Origin of the sequence: Pseudomonas fluorescens, assembly GCF_030344995.1 — a bacterium.
Lineage (GTDB): Bacteria > Pseudomonadota > Gammaproteobacteria > Pseudomonadales > Pseudomonadaceae > Aquipseudomonas > Aquipseudomonas fluorescens_BF.
Genome location: NZ_CP128260.1, coordinates 971,965 through 990,665, shown reverse-complemented (window position 1 = coordinate 990,665; position 18,701 = coordinate 971,965). Strand labels below are relative to the sequence as shown.

The 18,701-nt window shown below is 60.3% G+C and carries 10 protein-coding genes; 3 read left to right on the top strand and 7 right to left on the bottom strand.

Annotation, left to right across the window (positions count from 1 at the left end; genetic code table 11):
• Window positions 1-109: 109 nt before the first annotated feature.
• Window positions 110-1,402: a phosphoribosylamine--glycine ligase gene (gene purD / locus QR290_RS04395; RefSeq protein ID WP_007951030.1), complete on the top strand. Its 1,293-nt coding sequence runs from the start codon at window positions 110-112 to the stop codon at window positions 1,400-1,402.
• Between the two features lie 102 nt (window positions 1,403-1,504).
• Window positions 1,505-4,282, top strand: coding sequence for a hybrid sensor histidine kinase/response regulator (locus QR290_RS04390; RefSeq protein WP_289204403.1), 2,778 nt, complete (start codon window positions 1,505-1,507; stop codon window positions 4,280-4,282).
• On the opposite strand, the gene QR290_RS04385 is transcribed toward QR290_RS04390, so the two are convergent.
• Complete coding sequence (locus QR290_RS04385; RefSeq protein ID WP_115076398.1) at window positions 4,283-4,993, bottom strand: hypothetical protein; 711 nt, start codon at window positions 4,991-4,993, stop codon at window positions 4,283-4,285. It lies immediately after the preceding gene.
• A 61-nt stretch (window positions 4,994-5,054) separates the two neighbouring features.
• Window positions 5,055-5,849 carry a hypothetical protein gene (locus QR290_RS04380; RefSeq protein WP_115076397.1) on the bottom strand — a complete coding sequence of 265 codons (795 nt, stop codon included), beginning with the start codon at window positions 5,847-5,849 and terminating at the stop codon, window positions 5,055-5,057.
• A gap of 250 nt (window positions 5,850-6,099) precedes the next feature.
• On the opposite strand from QR290_RS04380, the gene QR290_RS04375 reads away from it, so the two are divergent.
• On the top strand, window positions 6,100-6,696 hold the full coding sequence (locus QR290_RS04375; protein ID WP_096819748.1) for a MarC family protein: 597 nt from the start codon (window positions 6,100-6,102) through the stop codon (window positions 6,694-6,696).
• A 65-nt stretch (window positions 6,697-6,761) separates the two neighbouring features.
• On the opposite strand, the gene QR290_RS04370 is transcribed toward QR290_RS04375, so the two are convergent.
• The 5 genes from QR290_RS04370 to cobG all read right to left on the bottom strand — a co-directional run bounded on the left by QR290_RS04370 (window position 6,762) and on the right by cobG (window position 18,607).
• On the bottom strand, window positions 6,762-13,901 hold the full coding sequence (locus QR290_RS04370) for a TcdA/TcdB pore-forming domain-containing protein (protein ID WP_289204402.1): 7,140 nt from the start codon (window positions 13,899-13,901) through the stop codon (window positions 6,762-6,764).
• A gap of 339 nt (window positions 13,902-14,240) precedes the next feature.
• Window positions 14,241-15,944 carry a precorrin-3B C(17)-methyltransferase gene (gene cobJ, locus QR290_RS04365; RefSeq protein ID WP_289204401.1) on the bottom strand — a complete coding sequence of 568 codons (1,704 nt, stop codon included), beginning with the start codon at window positions 15,942-15,944 and terminating at the stop codon, window positions 14,241-14,243.
• Entirely contained in the window at window positions 15,944-16,678 is a 735-nt protein-coding gene (locus QR290_RS04360; protein ID WP_372238685.1) for a precorrin-2 C(20)-methyltransferase, read from the bottom strand. The genes cobJ and QR290_RS04360 overlap by 1 nt, the downstream gene beginning before the upstream one ends.
• A complete protein-coding gene (locus QR290_RS04355) occupies window positions 16,675-17,301 on the bottom strand; it encodes a precorrin-8X methylmutase (RefSeq protein ID WP_085611016.1) in 627 nt (208 codons plus the stop codon). Before QR290_RS04355 ends, QR290_RS04360 begins: the two co-directional genes overlap by 4 nt.
• Window positions 17,294-18,607, bottom strand: a complete 1,314-nt coding sequence (gene cobG, locus QR290_RS04350; protein WP_289204400.1) for a precorrin-3B synthase — start codon at window positions 18,605-18,607, stop codon at window positions 17,294-17,296. Before cobG ends, QR290_RS04355 begins: the two co-directional genes overlap by 8 nt.
• Window positions 18,608-18,701 lie beyond the last annotated feature (94 nt).

Genomic DNA, 18,701 nt, shown 5'->3' with positions numbered 1-18,701 from the left:
GCTCACCGAGGTCGACTCCGCCTTGCATCTACCGACTTCATTGCGACCTCCTGGAGCGTGAAGCGCTTTAGGTTCTAAAACAGAATTAGCGTCATCCGAGGTTTTTGAAATGAATGTTTTGATCATTGGCAGCGGTGGCCGCGAACACGCCCTGGCCTGGAAAGTGGCTCAGGATCCGCGCGTGCAGAAAGTTTTCGTCGCGCCAGGCAACGCCGGCACTGCGATTGAAGCCAAGTGCGAAAACGTCGCCATCGACGTGCTGGCCCTCGAGCAGCTCGCCGACTTCGCCGAGAAAAATGTTTCCCTGACCATCGTCGGTCCGGAAGTGCCATTGGTGGCCGGCGTCGTCGACCTGTTCCGCTCCCGTGGTCTGGACTGCTTCGGTCCGACCGCCGGTGCCGCGCAGCTGGAAGGCTCGAAAGCCTTCACCAAGGATTTCCTCGCGCGCCACAAGATCCCGACTGCCGACTACCAGAACTTCACCGAGATCGAGCCGGCGCTGGCTTATCTGCGTGAAAAAGGCGCACCGATCGTGATCAAGGCCGACGGCCTGGCCGCCGGTAAAGGCGTGATCGTTGCCATGACCCTGGCCGAAGCCGAAGACGCCGTGCGCGACATGCTCGCTGGCAACTCTTTTGGCGATGCCGGTTCGCGCGTCGTCATCGAGGAATTCCTCGACGGCGAAGAAGCCAGCTTCATCGTCATGGTCGACGGCAAGAACGTCCTGCCGATGGCCACCAGCCAGGACCACAAACGCGTCGGCGACGGCGACAGCGGCCCGAACACCGGCGGCATGGGTGCTTACTCCCCGGCTCCGGTAGTGACCGCTGACGTGCACCAGCGCGTGATGGACCAGGTGATCTGGCCGACCGTGCGCGGCATGGCCGACGAAGGCAACGTCTACACCGGTTTCCTGTACGCCGGTCTGATGATCGACAAGGCCGGCAATCCGAAGGTCATCGAGTTCAACTGCCGTTTCGGTGATCCGGAAACCCAACCAGTGATGCTGCGTCTGCAATCGAGCCTGGTGCTGCTGGTCGAAGCGGCACTGGCGCAGGCGCTGGACAAGGTTGAAGCGCAGTGGGATCCACGTCCGAGCGTCGGCATCGTGCTGGCCGCCGGCGGTTACCCGGGCGACTACGCCAAGGGCGCGCCGATCAACGGTCTGGACGCAGCCGCCGCACTGGAAGGCAAGGTCTTCCACGCCGGTACCGCGCTCAAGGACGGCAACGTCGTGACGGCCGGTGGTCGGGTGCTGTGCGCCACCGCCATGGGCGCCAGCGTTGGCGCTGCCCAGGAGCAGGCCTACAAACTGGCCAAGGCCATCGACTGGGAAGGCTGCTTCTACCGCACCGACATTGGCTACCGCGCCATTGCCCGTGAACGCGGTGAGTCTCAGTAATAAGCTACGCTGTGTTTCCGGCAAGGGCCCTTGGTCCTTGCCGGACTGTTCCGACGCTGCGCATCGTTATATTCTGGCATCAACCTACGAAGGGATTTCGCCGTGCGCTGGCTCAGGATTGCCATAGGCTTCACCGTCACGCTGTTGACCATGCTCTGTATGTTGCCGGCCTTGGCCGCGCAAGGCAGTGGCTGGTCGGTATTGCTCGACGATCAGGGCAACCTCCAGTTGAGCGACATCCGCTCCGCCCGCTATACCAATCAATTCAGCCCCATCGAGCTTGACCGCCTCACCGCGGCCGAACCCGACGGCGCGTTGTGGCTGCGCTTCAGGCTGGCGCCCGGCAAGCACGAACAAGTGCTGCGGATCTTCGCCCCCGACCTGTCGCATCTCAATCTGTATGTCCTCGACGGCGATCGCCTGATCGAACAGCGCGATACCGGCACCACCCAGCCTCAGGTGGAGCGACCGCTGCCGAGCAGCGATTTCATGTTGCCGTTGCCACAGAGCGACAGACCCCTCGACGTTTACCTGCGACTGGTTTCCGATCACCAGTTGCGCCCGTACATCACCCTGCAATCGGCGGTGATGGCTGCGGCCAATCACAACCAGACGCTGATCTACGGCCTGCTGTTCGGCTGTCTGGCGATGCTGATCCTGCACAACCTGATCCGCTATGCCTACACCCGCTCGCGCAGCAGCCTGTGGCTCGCGGTGTGTGAAGGCCTGTTGAGCCTGAGCCTGTTGCTGTTGCTCAACCTCGCCGGCCCCTGGCTGCCGAACTGGCACGCAATCCAGACTCCCGGCGCCTACCTGGCTCTGCTGCTGACCGCACCGGCGGGCCTGATGTTCGCCTACCGTTTCTTCGCTCCGCTCGGCCCACATCCGCTGAACAAGCTGCTGATCGGCGACATCCTGTTCATCGTGATCTGTAGCTTGTTGCTGTTGTTCGTCAACACCCTGCCGCTGAACATCATCACCTACGCGCTGGTGGCCCTGGCCGGGCTGAGCATGTTGCTGGTGGGTTTCTATCACTGGCAGAAAGGCTACCGCCCTGCCCGGTTGTTCGTTGCCGCGATGGTGGTGTTCAACATCGGCACATTGATCATCCTCCCGGCCTTGCTGGGGCTGACCCTGGTGGCGCCGCAGGGCTTGATCATGGTCCTGACGGGTTTCATCTGCATCAGTGGCCTGTTGATGAGCATCGCACTTGGCGAGCGCCAGCGCAGCATTACCGAAAGCCGTTTCAGCATCAGCCGCGACCTCGCCGCAAGCAACGCCGAAATCAACGCCAAGGCCGAATTCCTGGCCAAGATCAGCCACGAAATCCGCACGCCGATGAACGGCGTGCTGGGCATGACCGAACTGCTGCTCGGCACGCCGCTGTCGGTCAAGCAGCGCGACTATGTGCAGACCATTCACAGCGCCGGCAACGAGCTGCTGACCCTGATCAACGAGATCCTCGACATCTCGCGGCTCGAGTCCGGGCAGATCGAACTGGACGATGTGCAGTTCGACCTCAACGCGCTGATCGATGATTGCCTGAGCATCTACCGCGCCAAGGCCGAACAGCAGAACGTCGAGCTGATCAGCTTCATCCAGCCGCAAGTGCCACGGGTCATCAGCGGCGACCCGACGCGTCTGCGCCAGACGCTGCTGAGCCTGCTGGAAAACGCCCTGAAGAAAACCGAAGAAGGGGAAGTGCTGGTGGTGGTCGCCCTCGACGACCGCAGCGCCGGGCCACGCCTGCGCATTGCCGTTCAGGACAGCGGCCAGCCGATGGATCAGGAAGAGCGCGACGCCCTGATGCATGCCGAGTTGCACAGCAAGCATTTCCTCTCGGCCAACCGCCTGGGCGGCAACCTCGGGCTGGTGATCGCCCGGCAATTGATCCGTCTGATGCAGGGCGAGTTCGGCATCAAGAGCGGCGCCAGCCAGGGCAGTACGCTGTGGCTGACCCTGCCGCTGGACCCAGATCGCCTGGAGCACCCGACCTCGGACCTGGACAGTCCGCTGCAAGGCGCGCGCGTGCTGGTGGTCGACGACAACGACACCTGCCGCAAGGTGCTGGTGCAGCAATGCAGCGCCTGGGGCCTGAACGTCAGCGCTGTGCCATCGGGCAAGGAAGCATTGGCCCTGCTGCGCACCAAGGCGCATTTGCGTGACTATTTCGACGTGGTCCTGCTGGACCAGAACATGCCCGGCATGACCGGCATGCAACTGGCCGCCAAGATCAAGGAAGACCCGAGCCTGAACCACGACATCCTGCTGATCATGCTCACCGGCATCAGCAATGCGCCGAGCAAGATCATCGCGCGCAACTCGGGGATCAAGCGCATCCTGGCCAAACCGGTGGCCGGCTACACCCTCAAGACCACGCTGGCCGACGAACTGAACCAGCGCAACCGTGGCCAGGTGGTGTTTCAGCCGCAGCCAGCCAGTCCCGCAGCGCCGGTCAAGGTGCCGAGCGATTTCCGTATTCTGGTGGCCGAAGACAACACCATTTCCACCAAGGTAATCCGTGGCATGCTCGGCAAACTCAACCTGCAGCCAGACACCGCCAGCAATGGCGAAGAAGCCTTGCAAGCCATGAAAGCCCAGCGCTACGACCTGGTGCTGATGGATTGCGAAATGCCGATTCTCGATGGGTTCTCCGCCACCCAGCAACTGCGGGCCTGGGAAGTCGGCAATCAGCGCATCCGTACGCCGATCGTCGCGCTGACCGCGCACATCCTCGCCGAACACAAGGAACGTGCGCGCCAGGCCGGCATGGATGGGCACATGGCCAAACCGGTGGAACTGTCGCAACTGCGCGAGCTGATCGAGCACTGGGTGGCCCAGCGTGACCAGCAAAATCGCAGTACCGCACGGACGTCCTGATCAGCGCTCGACGCCGACCTCCATCCCTGGCGTCCCGGGCATTTTCCGGATCAGCTCAGCGAACGGTTCCAGGCGTTTTTCCAGCACGCTTCGGATCGGCTCCTGCAGTACGGCCGACATATCCGCCTGGAAAAATTTTTGTTCGACGACGCCCTGCACATCGGCCGATGTGAACACCCTGGAAAACGGATTGACTGCACCGCCCTCTGAAGAGTTCAAGGTGATGTACACCGCGTTCAGGCGAGGACCCGGTTGCGCAACGACCACCAGAAAACGAAGCAGGTCAACCGACCCGGCCTGGTCCTCAGGTGCCAGTACCGTTTGCTGGATCCTCTCCCGAAGAAAACCGATCAGCGGATCTGCCGCCGGCAAACCGGCAATATCCTGCAGTACCGGCAGCCATTCACGGGCGTCGACATCATCGAGCGACTTCTTCAGCAGCAGGGTCATCCAGTCCATGGTCGACGCCGTAGTGTCTACCGGCGGGGTGAAGGTGTCCCATGCTACTTTCCGCTGCAGCCAACTGTCTTTCAAAACCTGCTGCCAGATTGAATACCATTCGACCTGACTGGATTGAAGCCATTTCCGGGTAGCTGCCAATTGTGCAAACAAGACGGAGTGCTGAACGTCTTGCTGTTCCTGAACGGACATGCCTGACGGTAACAAAACCAGTGCACCCGCATTGGCATAAGCCGAGTATTGCGTCTTCATCCATATCTCCTGCACAGGAAATAGATGGCGATGTTTCACACCGCCATCTATTTTGATTGAATCAGATTTCCCACTCACTGATTTGTTTGACCGCACGATCACCCAACTTGCCGGCGATAATGGCGCGAGTCCTTTCAATAATCGAAGGCACCATGGTCATGTGCGACTCACCACGATACAGATCCACGGAACTGCTATCCCAATTAACAAAAAGAACCTTGGTCTGATTAGTATGATTGATAAAACGAACAGAACCCAAGGTCAGAATAACTTCCTGACCATCAATTTCAAGGCAAGAACCCACGGCAAAGCCGCCGGTGCCTTTATCTTTAATGTTCTGATCGAATACTTTCAGCGGTTTATCCGAACTCTGCAGCGAGGCCATCGCATCGCCTGCAACTTTCAGCAACAACGCCGACGTCGGCCCAGGCACAGCAGCCGCAGCGACTGCCGAGCTCAGGATCTTCAGGGCCAACTGGTCCATGGTGAAGCTTTTACCCGAGGCACTGGTCGAATCGTAGTAACGACTCTTGATGGTCCAGCCAGCGTCCTGCATAACCGTAAGGAATATTTGATACCACTCCTTGCCCTGATGATCGGCGGGGTATTTCTTGTTCGCCGCCAGCGATGCAAACAGATAGGTGTTAAGCACATCCGCACGATTCTGATCGGACATCCCCGAAACAAAAGACAGAATCGCATCACCCACGACCGAAGCCCGACTCGGTGGTTCAATATCAAAAGCCATCAAACCGGAAGCACTGCGAGAATTGATAATAATCTTTTCAGGCGTTACATCGTAAGCACTTAGACGTTCCAGACGATCAGCGACGGTAACAACAGAATTTTTTTCCATTACTTATATCCTTAGTTTGATTTCAACGAACCACTCCTGAGTCCGCAGAACAAAACTACACAGCAAAAAACCAACTAACAAGCCAACAACCATTACCAATAGATAACAACAAATAGTCACAACAGCATTTACCTTAAAATAAACAACAGCAACTTAAAAAGTACCACTCACTCATCCATAACGATCTTGCCGACAGACAGTGCGGCGCCTGATAGACTCCCTTCAACTTCCGCCCGCGCGAGTTTTAACCATGCTCCATGTGCTGTTCAGCGTTTATCTGAAGATGCTGGTGCTCTACAGCCCGTTCTTCGTGTTGTCCTGCTTCATCAGCCTGACCCGGGGTTATTCGCGCAAGGAACAACGGCGTCTGGCCTGGAAAGTGGCAATCGCTACCCTGGTCTCGAGCGTGTTGCTGTATCTGTTCGGGCGGGTGATTTTCGATGTGTTCGGCATCACGGTGGACGCCTTCCGCATCGGTGCCGGCAGCGTGCTGTTCATTTCGGCGCTGGGCATGGCGCAGGGCAAGTCCGCCGTGCAGACCGACAACGTGCAGCAGGATGTAACGATTGTCCCGCTGACCATTCCACTGACCGTCGGCCCCGGCACCATCGGTGCACTATTGGTGATGGGCGTCAGCCAGCCGCACTGGGACGACAAGCTGATCGCGATCATGAGTATCGCTCTCGCCAGCTTCACGGTTGGCGTGGTGTTGTACCTGTCGAACCGCATCGAGCGGATTCTCGGCGATCAGGGTTTGCAGATTGTCAGCCGCCTGATGGGGCTGTTCGTCTGCGCACTGGCAGCGCAGATCATCTTTACCGGGGTCAAAGGTTACCTGGTGCCTTGAACCCTGAAACGAAAAGACCGCCGACGGCAACATCGGCGGTCTTTTTTGTCAGTGACCGCGCACCGTCAATTCACAGACTCAACAGTTTTCTGCACATCCGCCTGATCGATCAACGCTGTCAGCGACACGCTATCGGCTCCAACCTTGCGCGCCTTCAGCCAGCGAACCAGCGTCGATACCTGGCACGGACGCAAGCCCTCGACCTCAAGCATCGCATCGCCCCGCAGCGAGGGATCTGACGCATCCGCATCGCGCACCAGCACACAGTGCTCACTGTCGGGATCGATCAACACCAGGTGATCATCGACCATTCCTATCTCCAGTTTTTGCGGATCGGCCAGCGCAATGATCAAACGGCTCATGACCAGCGGACGACCTTCGAGCGGATACCGACAATCGACCACCAGCGAGTCGAGCTTGCGCATGAGCGCCCCGGACAGCTGCCATTTCATCGCACCGCGCCCTATCCGCAGAACCAGCGTGCGCACATCGTCCGGCACCAGCGGCAGGAGATCGTTGGCGCCCACCCGGCCTTCGAGCACCAGCACATCACCCGTGCGCTGGACATAATCCAGCGGCTTGATCTGGCGCAGGCTCGGATAACCCTGAACGACCCGCTCCTGCGGTTCATGCAGCAGGACATCGGCATGCCGACGGGTGCCAAGCAGCTCGAAATCCGCCGGCAGATCGGCGGCAGGAATCTGGATCAGTCGTGCGCTGTCTGCGATGAACCACTGGACACTGGCATCCTGAGCCGCCAGCGAAATGAACGGACGGTGCGCTTCGTTAGCCAGCAAGGCCTGCAAGTCGCTGATCAGATGCTCGCCATGGGCCGCCAGCCAATCGTGCTGAACACCGATGATCTGCGGTTGCTCCTGATGTTCCAGTTGCAGCACCACTCCCTCCAGCGTTGTGCCCACAAGACCGGCACCGTCGACCCGAACCTCGGCAAAGCGCCACGTCGCCCACTCTCGCTCCGGCCTTATCAACATTGGGGGATGCAACAACTGCGTGCCGTTTCCGAATGCCGACTCCAGCTGTTGCGGATCGATAAACACCTGGCGCCAGACCTCACCGCTCTCGGGTTCGAACAGCCATGCCGACTGATTGTCCGGTGTCATGCCAAGCAGGCGGACCTGCGCCTGTCGCGCGTCACATAACAATAAGCGGCTGTCCATGTACCAGGCGTGCAAGCGCGCGTCCCCGTCTGCATTGGCAATGCCGACAATCAGGAACTGCTCGACAGCGTATCGACGGGCAATGCTTTCGAGTGCCAGCCACCATTGCTTGCGTCCCTTGAGCCAGGCTTCGGCCAGGCCCGCAAAGCGCACGTTACCGTCAGAGCCGATCTCGAATGACAATCCGTCTTCGGTCTGCACCTGATAGCCACCGTGCTCAGCCGTCACCTGTTTCAGGCCCTCGGGCTGCACCCAGCGATGCGACCATTGATTCCGTGTCTGTGCCACGGTGCGCTGCGCCCTGCACAAACTCTGGAGTTGGCGGTCGTAAATGACAAATACATCGCCGTCGTCAGCCGGCGTCAGCAGCATCAGCTCGCTCAGGTTCTGGATCGAGTCGGGCCAGGCGCGCGCACGGTGATGGCGGGGTACCGGGCGCACGATCAGGTTGTCTCGGGTACGAACCCAGGCCATGTCCCGGTCGTTCTCTTCGACCTTCCAGCAGATCGAAACGTAAGGCGCGAACTGCCAGTCGACTGTGGCATAGCCCTCGTCATCACGAGCAGGCTTGTGCGCTACCCATTCACCCAGCACCGGTGCCCAATCCGCCAGGTTCATGCTGTCGTCGAACAGCGCCTCATAGGTGGATTCAAGCCCGCGCGTGAGCGAACTCAGCCACAGTTCACCGTCATGGATCAGGTAATTGAGGCGCTCAAGCGTGCCGTCTGCAAAAACATACTCCTGCACCACATGCACGACGCCCTGAGCATCGGCTTCGATACTGCGAATCGTGCTGACGCCAGAGCGTCGAAACAACAGGCGATAGCGATGGCTGAGCAGCCCCGTGCCCGCATCGACCTGGCAAATGTCGTAACCGACCGGATCATGAAAAAACGCCGAGCCGCCTGTCACCACTGACAACAATCCCTCATCGTCGAACACTTCATCATTGCGGATATAGAGGATCCGATCCTCCATGGCGTCGTACCAGCCGTTGGTGTAACGCGGCGCTTTGAGGTTTTCAAAAGGAACCAGGTATTCGTCGATCGGCGTATAGCGCAGCGCCAGTCGATGAGCCCGCGCCAGCGCTTGCAGATGATCCTGCAGGGTCTGGTCGTCCAGACCTTTGGGCGCGTGTTCCTGCAGCAGCTCCAGCTCATACCGTTTGCCATCAGCGATCCTGAAGAGCCGGCCATTTTCGATCAGCAGGGAAATTTCCGGCGTACTGTCCGCCGCGACCTTGAACTGGCAGCCTCTGACACTGAACTGCCCGTCCTTGCCGAACACGATGTCCTTCTCGCTGGCCCAGGGTGCGACGATGATCCAGCGGTTCTTTTGTGCGCCGACTGACACCAGTTCAATGTTTACACCTGGATTGAGCACCAGTGTGCAGGCGCCTCCACCACCCTGAATCCGATAGCTGATCTGCTCGTGCCAGGGCTCAGGTATCACCGGCACAACCAGTTTGCGCGCCTGCCCGTCGAGCGTGACGCTGATTTCAGTCGGCCGATAATCGGGATACATCCGATGGACAATGTAGTGGCTGGGAAACGTGTAGAACGAAAACAGGAACAACCACTGACCGTCGGCCTTTTTCTTCTCCAGACGCCGGGCGATGTCGAAGCCCTTGTCGTGGCGCTGCGATGAAAACGGCAGGATCTGATACTCGTAGCGGTAGCAGGTCAGCGGCGTGCACGGCAGGACAATGGCCTCTTCGGCCGGCAATGCGAATTTCATTTCGGCGGGGTAGCCCAGTTCTTTGCCGAGGTGGATGGCTCGCGGGTAATCGACCTCGAATTCCGGTACACCGAGATGATCGCGCAGCGGATACAGACGAGGGCTGTCGAGCAACAGTTTGCCGGCCCTCAGGTCCAGACCGTTGATGATCAGTGGCGCTCGCGGCAACCAGGCCCCTTGCTCGCGGCTGTAGTGGTAGCCCTCCCCTTGATGCGCCTGCTCCAGTTCTGCAAAAAACAGTCCGACTGCCTTGGCTTCCTCAGCAATGGTCGCAAAATTCTGCGCCAGCGCAGTCACGCCAACGGCGAGGCCACCAAGAATTACCCCGGCGCCGCCCAGCACCGCAGCTGCGGTACCCGCGCCGGCAAGACCGGCACCAAGTCCGGCGCCCGTCAGAGCCAGACTGCTGGCGTCGAAGGTCAGCTGGGTGGCGTACGTGGCGGTCTCGACATCGTTGCGGGCATTGACCAACTGATAGATATCGAAGCCGACATTGGCCAATCCCAGCACGGCACCGACACCCTCGTTCGCTACATGCCCGGCCACAGCGCCGAGCGTTCTGCCGGCCAGAGGCTCAAGCGCTTCGCCGACCACCTTCGCACTGGTGCGGGCAATCAGTTTTTCATCGCGCAACGCGGCTTGTACGAGACTGATCAACCCCGCCACATCGACCACATTGCCATGCGCCAGTTGTGCGTAGTTGACGTAGGCATGCCACTGCACAGCGGTACTCAAAGTGCGGTCTTCACCTTCGCGCCCGCGCAGTGCATTCATCAGTGCCTGAACCGCAAAACCGGCATTGAGCGTATGCACCGCCGCCGCCTCGGTCGGATCCACCGCAGCGCCAGCCGCACGCTTGCGTCCGAGGGTCGAGAACAGGTCCGTCAGGTAGTTTCTGATTCGCAGCAGGCGATCATCCCGGCTGATGACCGTGGTGACCAACTCACCACTGCGCGGATCGAGCATGCCCACCCGGTAACTGCCCTCGGGCGTCACCTCCAGCGAATCGAACAACGGCACCAGCGGCGGCGCAGAGTCATGCCCCTCCTGCAAACGCATTGTGGCGTCGGCAATCTGCTCGGCCCACCAGTGATTGTCAGAAGTCAGCAGCGCACTGCCCAGGTGCGAATTCTCCATCAGCGATCGCCCGTGAGCACTGTTCACCCTCTGGCGCACGGGCCTGAACGGCTTGTCCGGCAGCGGGTCATCCCTGAGCAACTGCCCGACCTTGATGCCGTTCGACAGCTGCAGACCGGCCACTTTCTCCCCCTGCACATTGATCAGGTCGAACTGCGCCCGGCCAGGTTTTCCATACACGGCGTAATGACGGGCGAGGTCTGTGTTCTTGAAGAATTGCTTCAGGGCCATCTGGAAGGTCGTGGGGCTGTCAAATTCGAACAGGCCAAAGTTCGGATCGTAGAAGTGGTAAGCGTCTTTCGCCCCGTTGACAGTCCGAGCCACCAGCATCGAGTGGTTATCCGAATTCAGCATCAGAGTCCGAGGCCCCACGGAATCCTCGAGAATCGCAACCACCTTATCCAGATCAACGCGCCCCAGGGCCGCGCCCACTTCGGCGGCGTTCACCCCGCGCATGTCCTCCAGCGCTCCCAGAAACGCCTTCGAATCCGAATGCTCCGGCTCCAGCACCGCCAGGAAAAACCGCTCGCGCAATTGCCGGGTCGCGACCTCGCCCTGGGTAAGAGCGGCGCTCATTGCCAGCGCCAGCGGAAAGCAGCGTCCGGCAGCGCTGTCACCTGCCCCCTTCATCAACAAATCCTGAGGCACCAGTTTTATGGTGCCAGCCTCGAACTGATTGAGTACCTGTTCCAGCCGCTCCTGCACTTGTTCGCGATGCTCTTGAGTGGCGAGCCGCTGGATCTGTGCCACCTGGCGCCCCCAGTCAAACAGCGTCGCAGCGTTGGCCAGCGCGTTTTTTTTCAGGCTGAGTGCATTGATCGAGCGTACGGGCAATTCATCACCCACACTGGACAGTCCTGCCATGAACGCAGGCGCGCGGCGCTGATAGAGATGCTGTTCGATCACCGCGTAACGCCCGGACGTCCCGCGCTCATTGAGGCTGTTGATCAGGTTGTCCAACGCCACGTTCAGGGCGGAAATGCTCTGAGCATCCAGTGACTCGGCCCCCAGCAGTGCTCCGATCGTCAAACGCTGCAACGGATTGAGTTGCTCAGGTTTCCAGGAACCGTTGCCCAGGCCGATCAACAGTTCATCCAGCGCGAGACTCTGGGTGATCGGAATTAGCGGGTATGCCGGTGGCAGCAGGCGAGTGTTCTGATGACCGATGGACTGACGATCTTCGAAGCTCAACGGCAACCTCTCAGCGAACACGACCGTGCCGTCATGGCCGTTCATCATCGCGTTGGCAAACGGCTTGCCCAGGCGATCGACCATGCGCTGCAACAACTCGGTATTCAGGAGATGGCGTCCTTCAATAAGCGGCCAGCCAAGTTCGAACTCGACGCTCGTCTGCTTGAACAACTCAGCGATGTTCCCGGCATAGCGGGCCTTGTATCGGCCCGCGCGCCAGTGCTGCTTCTCGGTTTCCACCCACCTGCCAAAGTCGGTTTCATTGTCTTTCCAGGAGTGATCCTGCTCCTCCTCGGTCGTGCGATTGACTGTCGTCAAGGGGTCTATTGCCATCTCTGAACGGGAGGCTTCCGCGCCGCGAGACGTCAACCGGGCCTTTTCGAAATCACTCGCTCCATCCTTGATGCCGGCCGGACCGGTCAAATAAATTGTTCCCTCACCTTGCGGGCGGATGCCGTCGTTGTAGTATTTGGCGGCGGCGTCAGCAAGGAGGGCAGCGAAAACCGCCTCCATCTCTGGCAGGTCGATGAGCGGCCCGTAGGCTTTTTCCACAACCTCGTTCGCCAGCGCGGACATCTTCTCTGAATCTTCAAGCCTGACGTCTCTCTGAGCTGCCAGCCGGGCGGTGTCTTCAACCAACCGATAATTGAACCGGAAGCGATCAAGCACGGACTCCAGGACCGCCGAACCGGGATGGGCCAACATGAAGGCATTATTGATCGTGGTGCGATCCTTCACGGCCCGCAAGGTATAAGGTCGGGCGAGAAGGTCCCGGGGAGGCTGGAACACTTGAGTCAGGCTTGGCTGGCTATCGACGAACCCCTGAAGTTCCACACGATATTTATTCGCAATTCGCATCGTGTACTCGGTGTATCGACTACGCAGTACTTCACGGCCAGGCATCCAGTGGGGGTTGTGATCCAGCAGCAATTGCAATACGCCCAGTCGTGCGTCGCTTTCGAAGCCGCTGATGTCGATGCCACCGATCTCTTGCAGCAACGGAGGCAAGTTATCGACATCGGAATAAATGCCACCCTCCGAGTACAAAGCTTCCACTCTGACAATATCCGACGCTGCAGCGAAGTTGCCGCGCAGACGCATTTCGCGTTCGTAGATATCTCTCAGTTGCAAAGGTGTTTCCGAACTCGCCAGGTCGCGCAGTCGCAAGCCACTATCAAGCAAGGCTGTTACGCTTTCACGATTGCGGCCCTTCAGCTCTCGTAATTCCCCTGCGTTTTGCCCATAAGCACGAGCCAGTAATTGAATTCTCGCGTCATCGGCCGATTCGCCTCGTGCGGTTGCATCATTGATGCAGTCGTACATCTGTTGTTTCAGAACAATGGCGCGGGCGACATACGATTCGCCCAATGCGCGCTCGGACACACTCTCGGTTCCTCCCTGCAACATGGCATCCGCTTTGGCGGCCTCGACAATCAAACGGTTGGTCTGATGGGCCAGTAACGCATCGCTGTCGTACCAGAGATTGATGGTGTAATCGTGTCCAGCCAGCACCTGCTTCCATATATTGATGTAATCACGCTGTATATCCCCGATGCCCCCTCCGACCCAGACAAAGTGGAGTATCTTCGGCACTTGCGTCGCCGGCGTTTTCATCAGTTCGACGCCGTATTGCAGTCGCGCCTGGAAATCATCCACTCTTTCAAGGATGCGTGTCAGACCGGGAGCCGCCTCTTTATCGGGGCTCGGCGCAGGATCCTGCTCCACTTCACGACGTACACGACGCTGTCCGAACTCTCCCAGCGCCTGTCTGAACAGCGCCAGCGGGTGTTGCAAGCGAGGTGAATCGAGCAAACCGATGCAGGCAAAGTAATAACGGATAACCGCGTCATATTGACGAGTATTCCTGTAGGGTAAAAGTGCCTGCTCAAGCTCCGACAACTTGAACAGATTGACAAAGCTCAAGTACTTTCCATCAACCGGCTTCAACTTCATATTTTGCATAAACCACCTTCCCTGAAACACTCGATAACAGATGAACAACAAATTGCGCACAGAAATGTTCGACCGAAAAAAGCAATGCTTTCGGGCCAGTTGAAACAATGAATAATTCGAGAGATAAACCTTTCAAGCAAACTAGTACAACGCATCTGCAAAAACAAAAGCGAAGCCATTCAAACAATGTCAATCGAAACAACCAACAACATCAACTCATCATTTCTAACTTAATTCAAATACAAGCCGAGACAAATCAGCCATAAAAAGAAAGGCCGCAAACTTCCGTTTGCGGCCTTGTCATTTGCATTCATCGTGTGGATGCAACAATTGGCAACTACACCATTATCAACCGACCGGTTTTTCCCCATACCAACGCGGCGTATATACCCACTCCCCACCTTCGGCGCGTGCGAATGTGCAGGTGGTGGAAGAACCGATCAACACCATGGTGCGCATGTCCACCTGATCCGGGGTCAGCGCTCCCAACGTCGTCACCCGCAGTGTCTGCCCCGGCCGGCCGATATCGCGACCCAATACCACCGGTGTTTCTGGCGTGCGGTGTTGCGCGACGATTTCCAGCGCTCGCCCCAGTTGCCACGGACGGGCACGGGAGATCGGGTTGTAGAACGCCAGCGCCAGATCCGCCTCGGCCGCCAGATCCAGGCGTTTTTCAATGATCGACCATGGCTTGAGGTTGTCCGAGAGCGACATCACGCAGAAGTCGTGGCCCAGCGGCGCACCGGCCTGAGCGGCGGTGGCGAGCGACGCCGAAACACCCGGCAGGATCTCCAGATCTACACTGTGCCACGCCGGATCCGTCGACTCGTGCAGCGCTTCGAGCACCGCCGCCGCCATGGCGAACACGCCCGGATCACCGGATGAAACGACGATCACCGAACGGCCCTCGGCGGCCAGCCTGAAGGCGTGACGGGCACGCTGCATTTCCTCGCGGTTGTCGGTGCAATGCTGAATCTGGTCGTCGCGGAACGGACCGGCCATGCGCACGTAGGTTTCGTAGCCGAGCACATCGGTGGCGCGGGCCAGTTCGGCTTTCACCGCTGGCACCATCAACTCTGCCGCACCCGGGCCGAGGCCGATGACGGCCAGACGACCGCGCGGGCGACCGACCTGTGAAACGTCCAGCGGCTGTTCGGCCACGGCGATGGCAATGTCGTGGTCTGTTGTAATGACTCGAGCACCGGGGACTGCATCGCGAGCCAGCTCACCGATGTCACTCGCCGGAGCAACAAAGCGCAGCGGTACCGCCAGCTCAAGCGCGGCTTCACGCAATGCCGGGCTGGCCATCTGAACGTCCGCCGCCACCAGGCAGGCCAGCGATTGGATCGCCACACCGGCCTGCTGCAACGCATCGCGAATCGCACCCGGCAAGTCGGCCACATCGGCACCGACCGCCACCGCCACACTGCGCGGATAAATCAGCAACTCACTGGCGCTCGCCACGCGGGCATCGCTGCCGACATGAATCGAGCGCTGCGCCTGTGGATCTTCCGGCAGTTGCGCCTGCTCAAGCCACGGCGCAGCACCGTCGATGCGCACGCTGTGGCCGGCGAGCAAGTCGGAGACAAAGCGCTTGCCCTGCTCCAGATCGCCGAGTGCGTAACCACCGGGTGGATTGAGCAGGCAGGTGCCGAAGCGCAGCTCGCCGCTGGTGGTGATTGCCGCTGCCACTTCAAGCGCAGCCGCGATCTCGCGGGCCATGACATTCACCCCGCCGAGGCCGCCGAGCAGCGGCACCACGGCGCTGCCGTCTTCAGCCACGGCGAGCACGGGCGGCTCGACGCCTTTCTCCAGCAACAGCGGCGCCAGTGTGCGGATGACAATGCCGGCCGCGCACAGGGCAATGATCGGCGTGTCCTGTTGATACAGCTCGCGCAGGGTTGCGCCGAACTCGCTGTAAGTCAGGTCGGCGCCTTCGACGCGCCCTTTCAGTCCGTGAACCTGCGTGGCCGGATAGACCTGTTGAAGACGACGGGCCGTGGCCAGAGCGCCCTGGCCGAGGATGACGATGGCCGGTGTGGAATGGGTCATCAGCCTTGCCACCGTTCGCCGGGCACAATGATCAGCGAGAAGTACGGCGACGACATCGGCTCGACCTCATCCAGCGGCACGATCTTCTGGTTGGCCATGGTCGCGCGCTCGACGTACAGCGCACGCTCGGCCAGGCCCAGTTCTGCCAAGACGTCGCGCACTTTCGGAAAGTTGCGCCCCAGCTTCATGATCACCGCCGCGTCGGCATCCGCCAGACGGCGCTTGAGCTCGTCATGAGGCAGCACGCCGGACAGCACCGACAGACTCTGATTGCGATACACCAGCGGCGCGCCCAGCACCGACGCGCCGCCGAGCATCGAGCAGACGCCCGGCACTACTTCGGCTTCGTAACGGCTGGCGAGGCGATCGTGCAGGTACATGTAGGAGCCGTAGAAGAACGGATCACCTTCGCAGATCACCGCCACGTCGCGACCGGCATCCAGATGCGCGGCCACTTCCTCGGCAGCGTCGTCGTAGAAATCACTGATCACCTGTTCGTAGGACAGCGGCGCCGGCAGCACTTCGGTGGTCACCGGGTAGACCAGCGGCAGCAGGTTCTGCGCGTCCTGCAGGTGCGCTTCGATGATGCCGAACGCGTTGCCCTTCTTGCCCTTGGCCACGAAATACGCCACCACCGGCGATTCGCGCAGCAGGCGCAGGGCCTTGACGGTAATCAGTTCCGGATCACCGGGGCCGACGCCCAGGCCAATCAAACGTCCTTTAGCCTGCATCATTCGATCTCCGTGGCGAGGGCATTGACCGCAGCGGCGGCCATGGCGCTGCCGCCGAGGCGGCCCTGCATGATCACGAACGGCACGCCACGGCTGTTGGCGGCCAGCTCGGCCTTGGATTCGGCAGCGCCGACGAAGCCCACCGGGAAGCCGAGGATCAGCGCCGGTTTCGGGGCGCCGGCGTCGAGCATTTCCAGCAGATAGAACAGCGCGGTCGGCGCATTGCCGATCACCACCACGCTGCCTTCCAGATGCGGACGCCACAGTTCCAGAGCGGCAGCGGAACGAGTGTTGCCCAACTCACGCGCAAGCTCCGGCACGCTGTCATCGCGCAGGGTGCAGATCACTTCGTTGTTGGCCGGCAGGCGCGCACGGGTCACACCCTCGGAAACCATCCGCGCATCGCACAGGATCGGCGCGCCGGCGGCCAGCGCATCGCGCCCGGCCTTGCCGGCGCCTTCGGAAAATTGCAGCCCGTCGATGGCCTCGACCATGCCGCAGGCGTGGATCACCCGCACCGCAAGTTTTTCCAGGTCGGCCGGGATGCGCGCCAGGTTGGCCTCGCGGCGAATGATCGCGAAGGAGTTGCGATAGATCTCCTGGCCGTCGCGGATGTAATCAAGCATCAAGGGGGCTCCGTGAGCGGGCGGCGAGCAATTTCGCCGCTGCTGCGATAGTAAGGTTGTGAGCGTGCAGCGCGCCGAAACCCGGCAGCGCTGCATCGCGAAAATAGAGATCGTAGTGACCGGGGCTGACCGCCAGCAGAGTCACCGCAGCCCGATGTGCGGCGGCGCAGGAGCGCGGGCAACCGGACAGGTGCACATCCATGGCGTGTGGCAACAGCGTAGCCAGAAGTCGGGCATCGTGTTTGGTGTCGGCCAGGCCTTTGCCGCAGCCGTTGGCGCCGGTGCAGGCGATCAGATGCACTAAAGGATCTTCGACATGGGCCAGCAGGTTCAGATTGCCCAATTCTTCTAGCACTTGAACCGCATCGGTTTCCCGCACATTGGGCAACAACAGGCTCTGCCTGGGGGTGAAACGCAAGCTGCCATCGCCGAAGGTTCTGGCCAGTTGCGCAGCGCCACGCAGCATGTCCGGATCGAGGCGGCCGAGTGCCGGTGCAGCACCGACATACACCTGACCGACCGATTGTTGAGGATGAATGCCGAGGTGCAAACCTTCTGCTCCGGCTTCGCGCTGCCAATCAGCAGCGGCTTTCAGATTGATCCGCTGACCGAGTTTTTCGAGGAACACCGGCGCCGGGCATTCATCCAGCAGGTGACGCATCCGCGTCTGGTCCGGACGGGCCAGATCGAGGAACAGTTCCAGCACCGCCACCACCAGCGCATGTCCATCCGCAAGCGCCACGGCGGCCAGTGATCGATCCGTCGGACAACCCGCCAGACCGAACGCCAACATCGTGTCGCCGCAATCATCGAATGCCGACAACCACAGATCATGAGGATGTTCGAGCATCGCCAGCGCTTCACCGCCATCCAGTTGCACGGCGAACTTGGCGCTCAGCTCGTGGAAGCGCGGATGGCTTTGCAGGGTCTCGAGAATCTGCCCGGCCAGTGGACGGGTATCCAAGCGCATCTGCCGGTCAATGCCGGCAGCCGGGCTGAGCATCAGGTTGCGCACATCGTCGCCCGCTGCGGTTCGCGGCCCGAGACCGGCGGCCAGCAAGCTGTCGATCAGCGCGGCGGACTGATCGCCGATGCCACGAATCTGCAGATTGCCCCGGTTGGTAGCCTCGATCGCCCCGCCGGCAAACCGTTCGGCGGCGTTGGCCACAGCATCGGCCTGATCGGCCGTGATCGAGCCGCCATCGAGCTTGATCCGGCAGATCCCGCCATCCAGCGCCTGGACGATACGCAACAACCCCGGGCAAGCCGAGGGGCGTATGGCAGTGGATAGTGGACGTTCGTTCAAGGGATGACCGGCTGACGGGCAGCGCCAGGATGGGCGAAAGGTCGCCATTATGCCTGCTTTGCCTGACTGCATGAAAATGCCTGCCGGTCGGATT

Bases quoted from the DNA above. Each gene is read 5' to 3' on its own strand.
- QR290_RS04360 (WP_372238685.1), bottom strand. From the start codon at position 16,678: ATGATGCAGGCTAAAGGACGTTTGATTGGCCTGGGCGTCGGCCCCGGT.
- QR290_RS04380 (WP_115076397.1), bottom strand. From the start codon at position 5,849: ATGGAAAAAAATTCTGTTGTTACCGTCGCTGATCGTCTGGAACGTCTA.
- purD (WP_007951030.1), top strand. From the start codon at position 110: ATGAATGTTTTGATCATTGGCAGCGGTGGCCGCGAACACGCCCTGGCC.
- cobJ (WP_289204401.1), bottom strand. From the start codon at position 15,944: ATGACCCATTCCACACCGGCCATCGTCATCCTCGGCCAGGGCGCTCTG.
- QR290_RS04385 (WP_115076398.1), bottom strand. From the start codon at position 4,993: ATGAAGACGCAATACTCGGCTTATGCCAATGCGGGTGCACTGGTTTTG.
- QR290_RS04355 (WP_085611016.1), bottom strand. From the start codon at position 17,301: ATGCTTGATTACATCCGCGACGGCCAGGAGATCTATCGCAACTCCTTC.
- QR290_RS04370 (WP_289204402.1), bottom strand. From the start codon at position 13,901: ATGCAAAATATGAAGTTGAAGCCGGTTGATGGAAAGTACTTGAGCTTT.
- QR290_RS04375 (WP_096819748.1), top strand. From the start codon at position 6,100: ATGCTCCATGTGCTGTTCAGCGTTTATCTGAAGATGCTGGTGCTCTAC.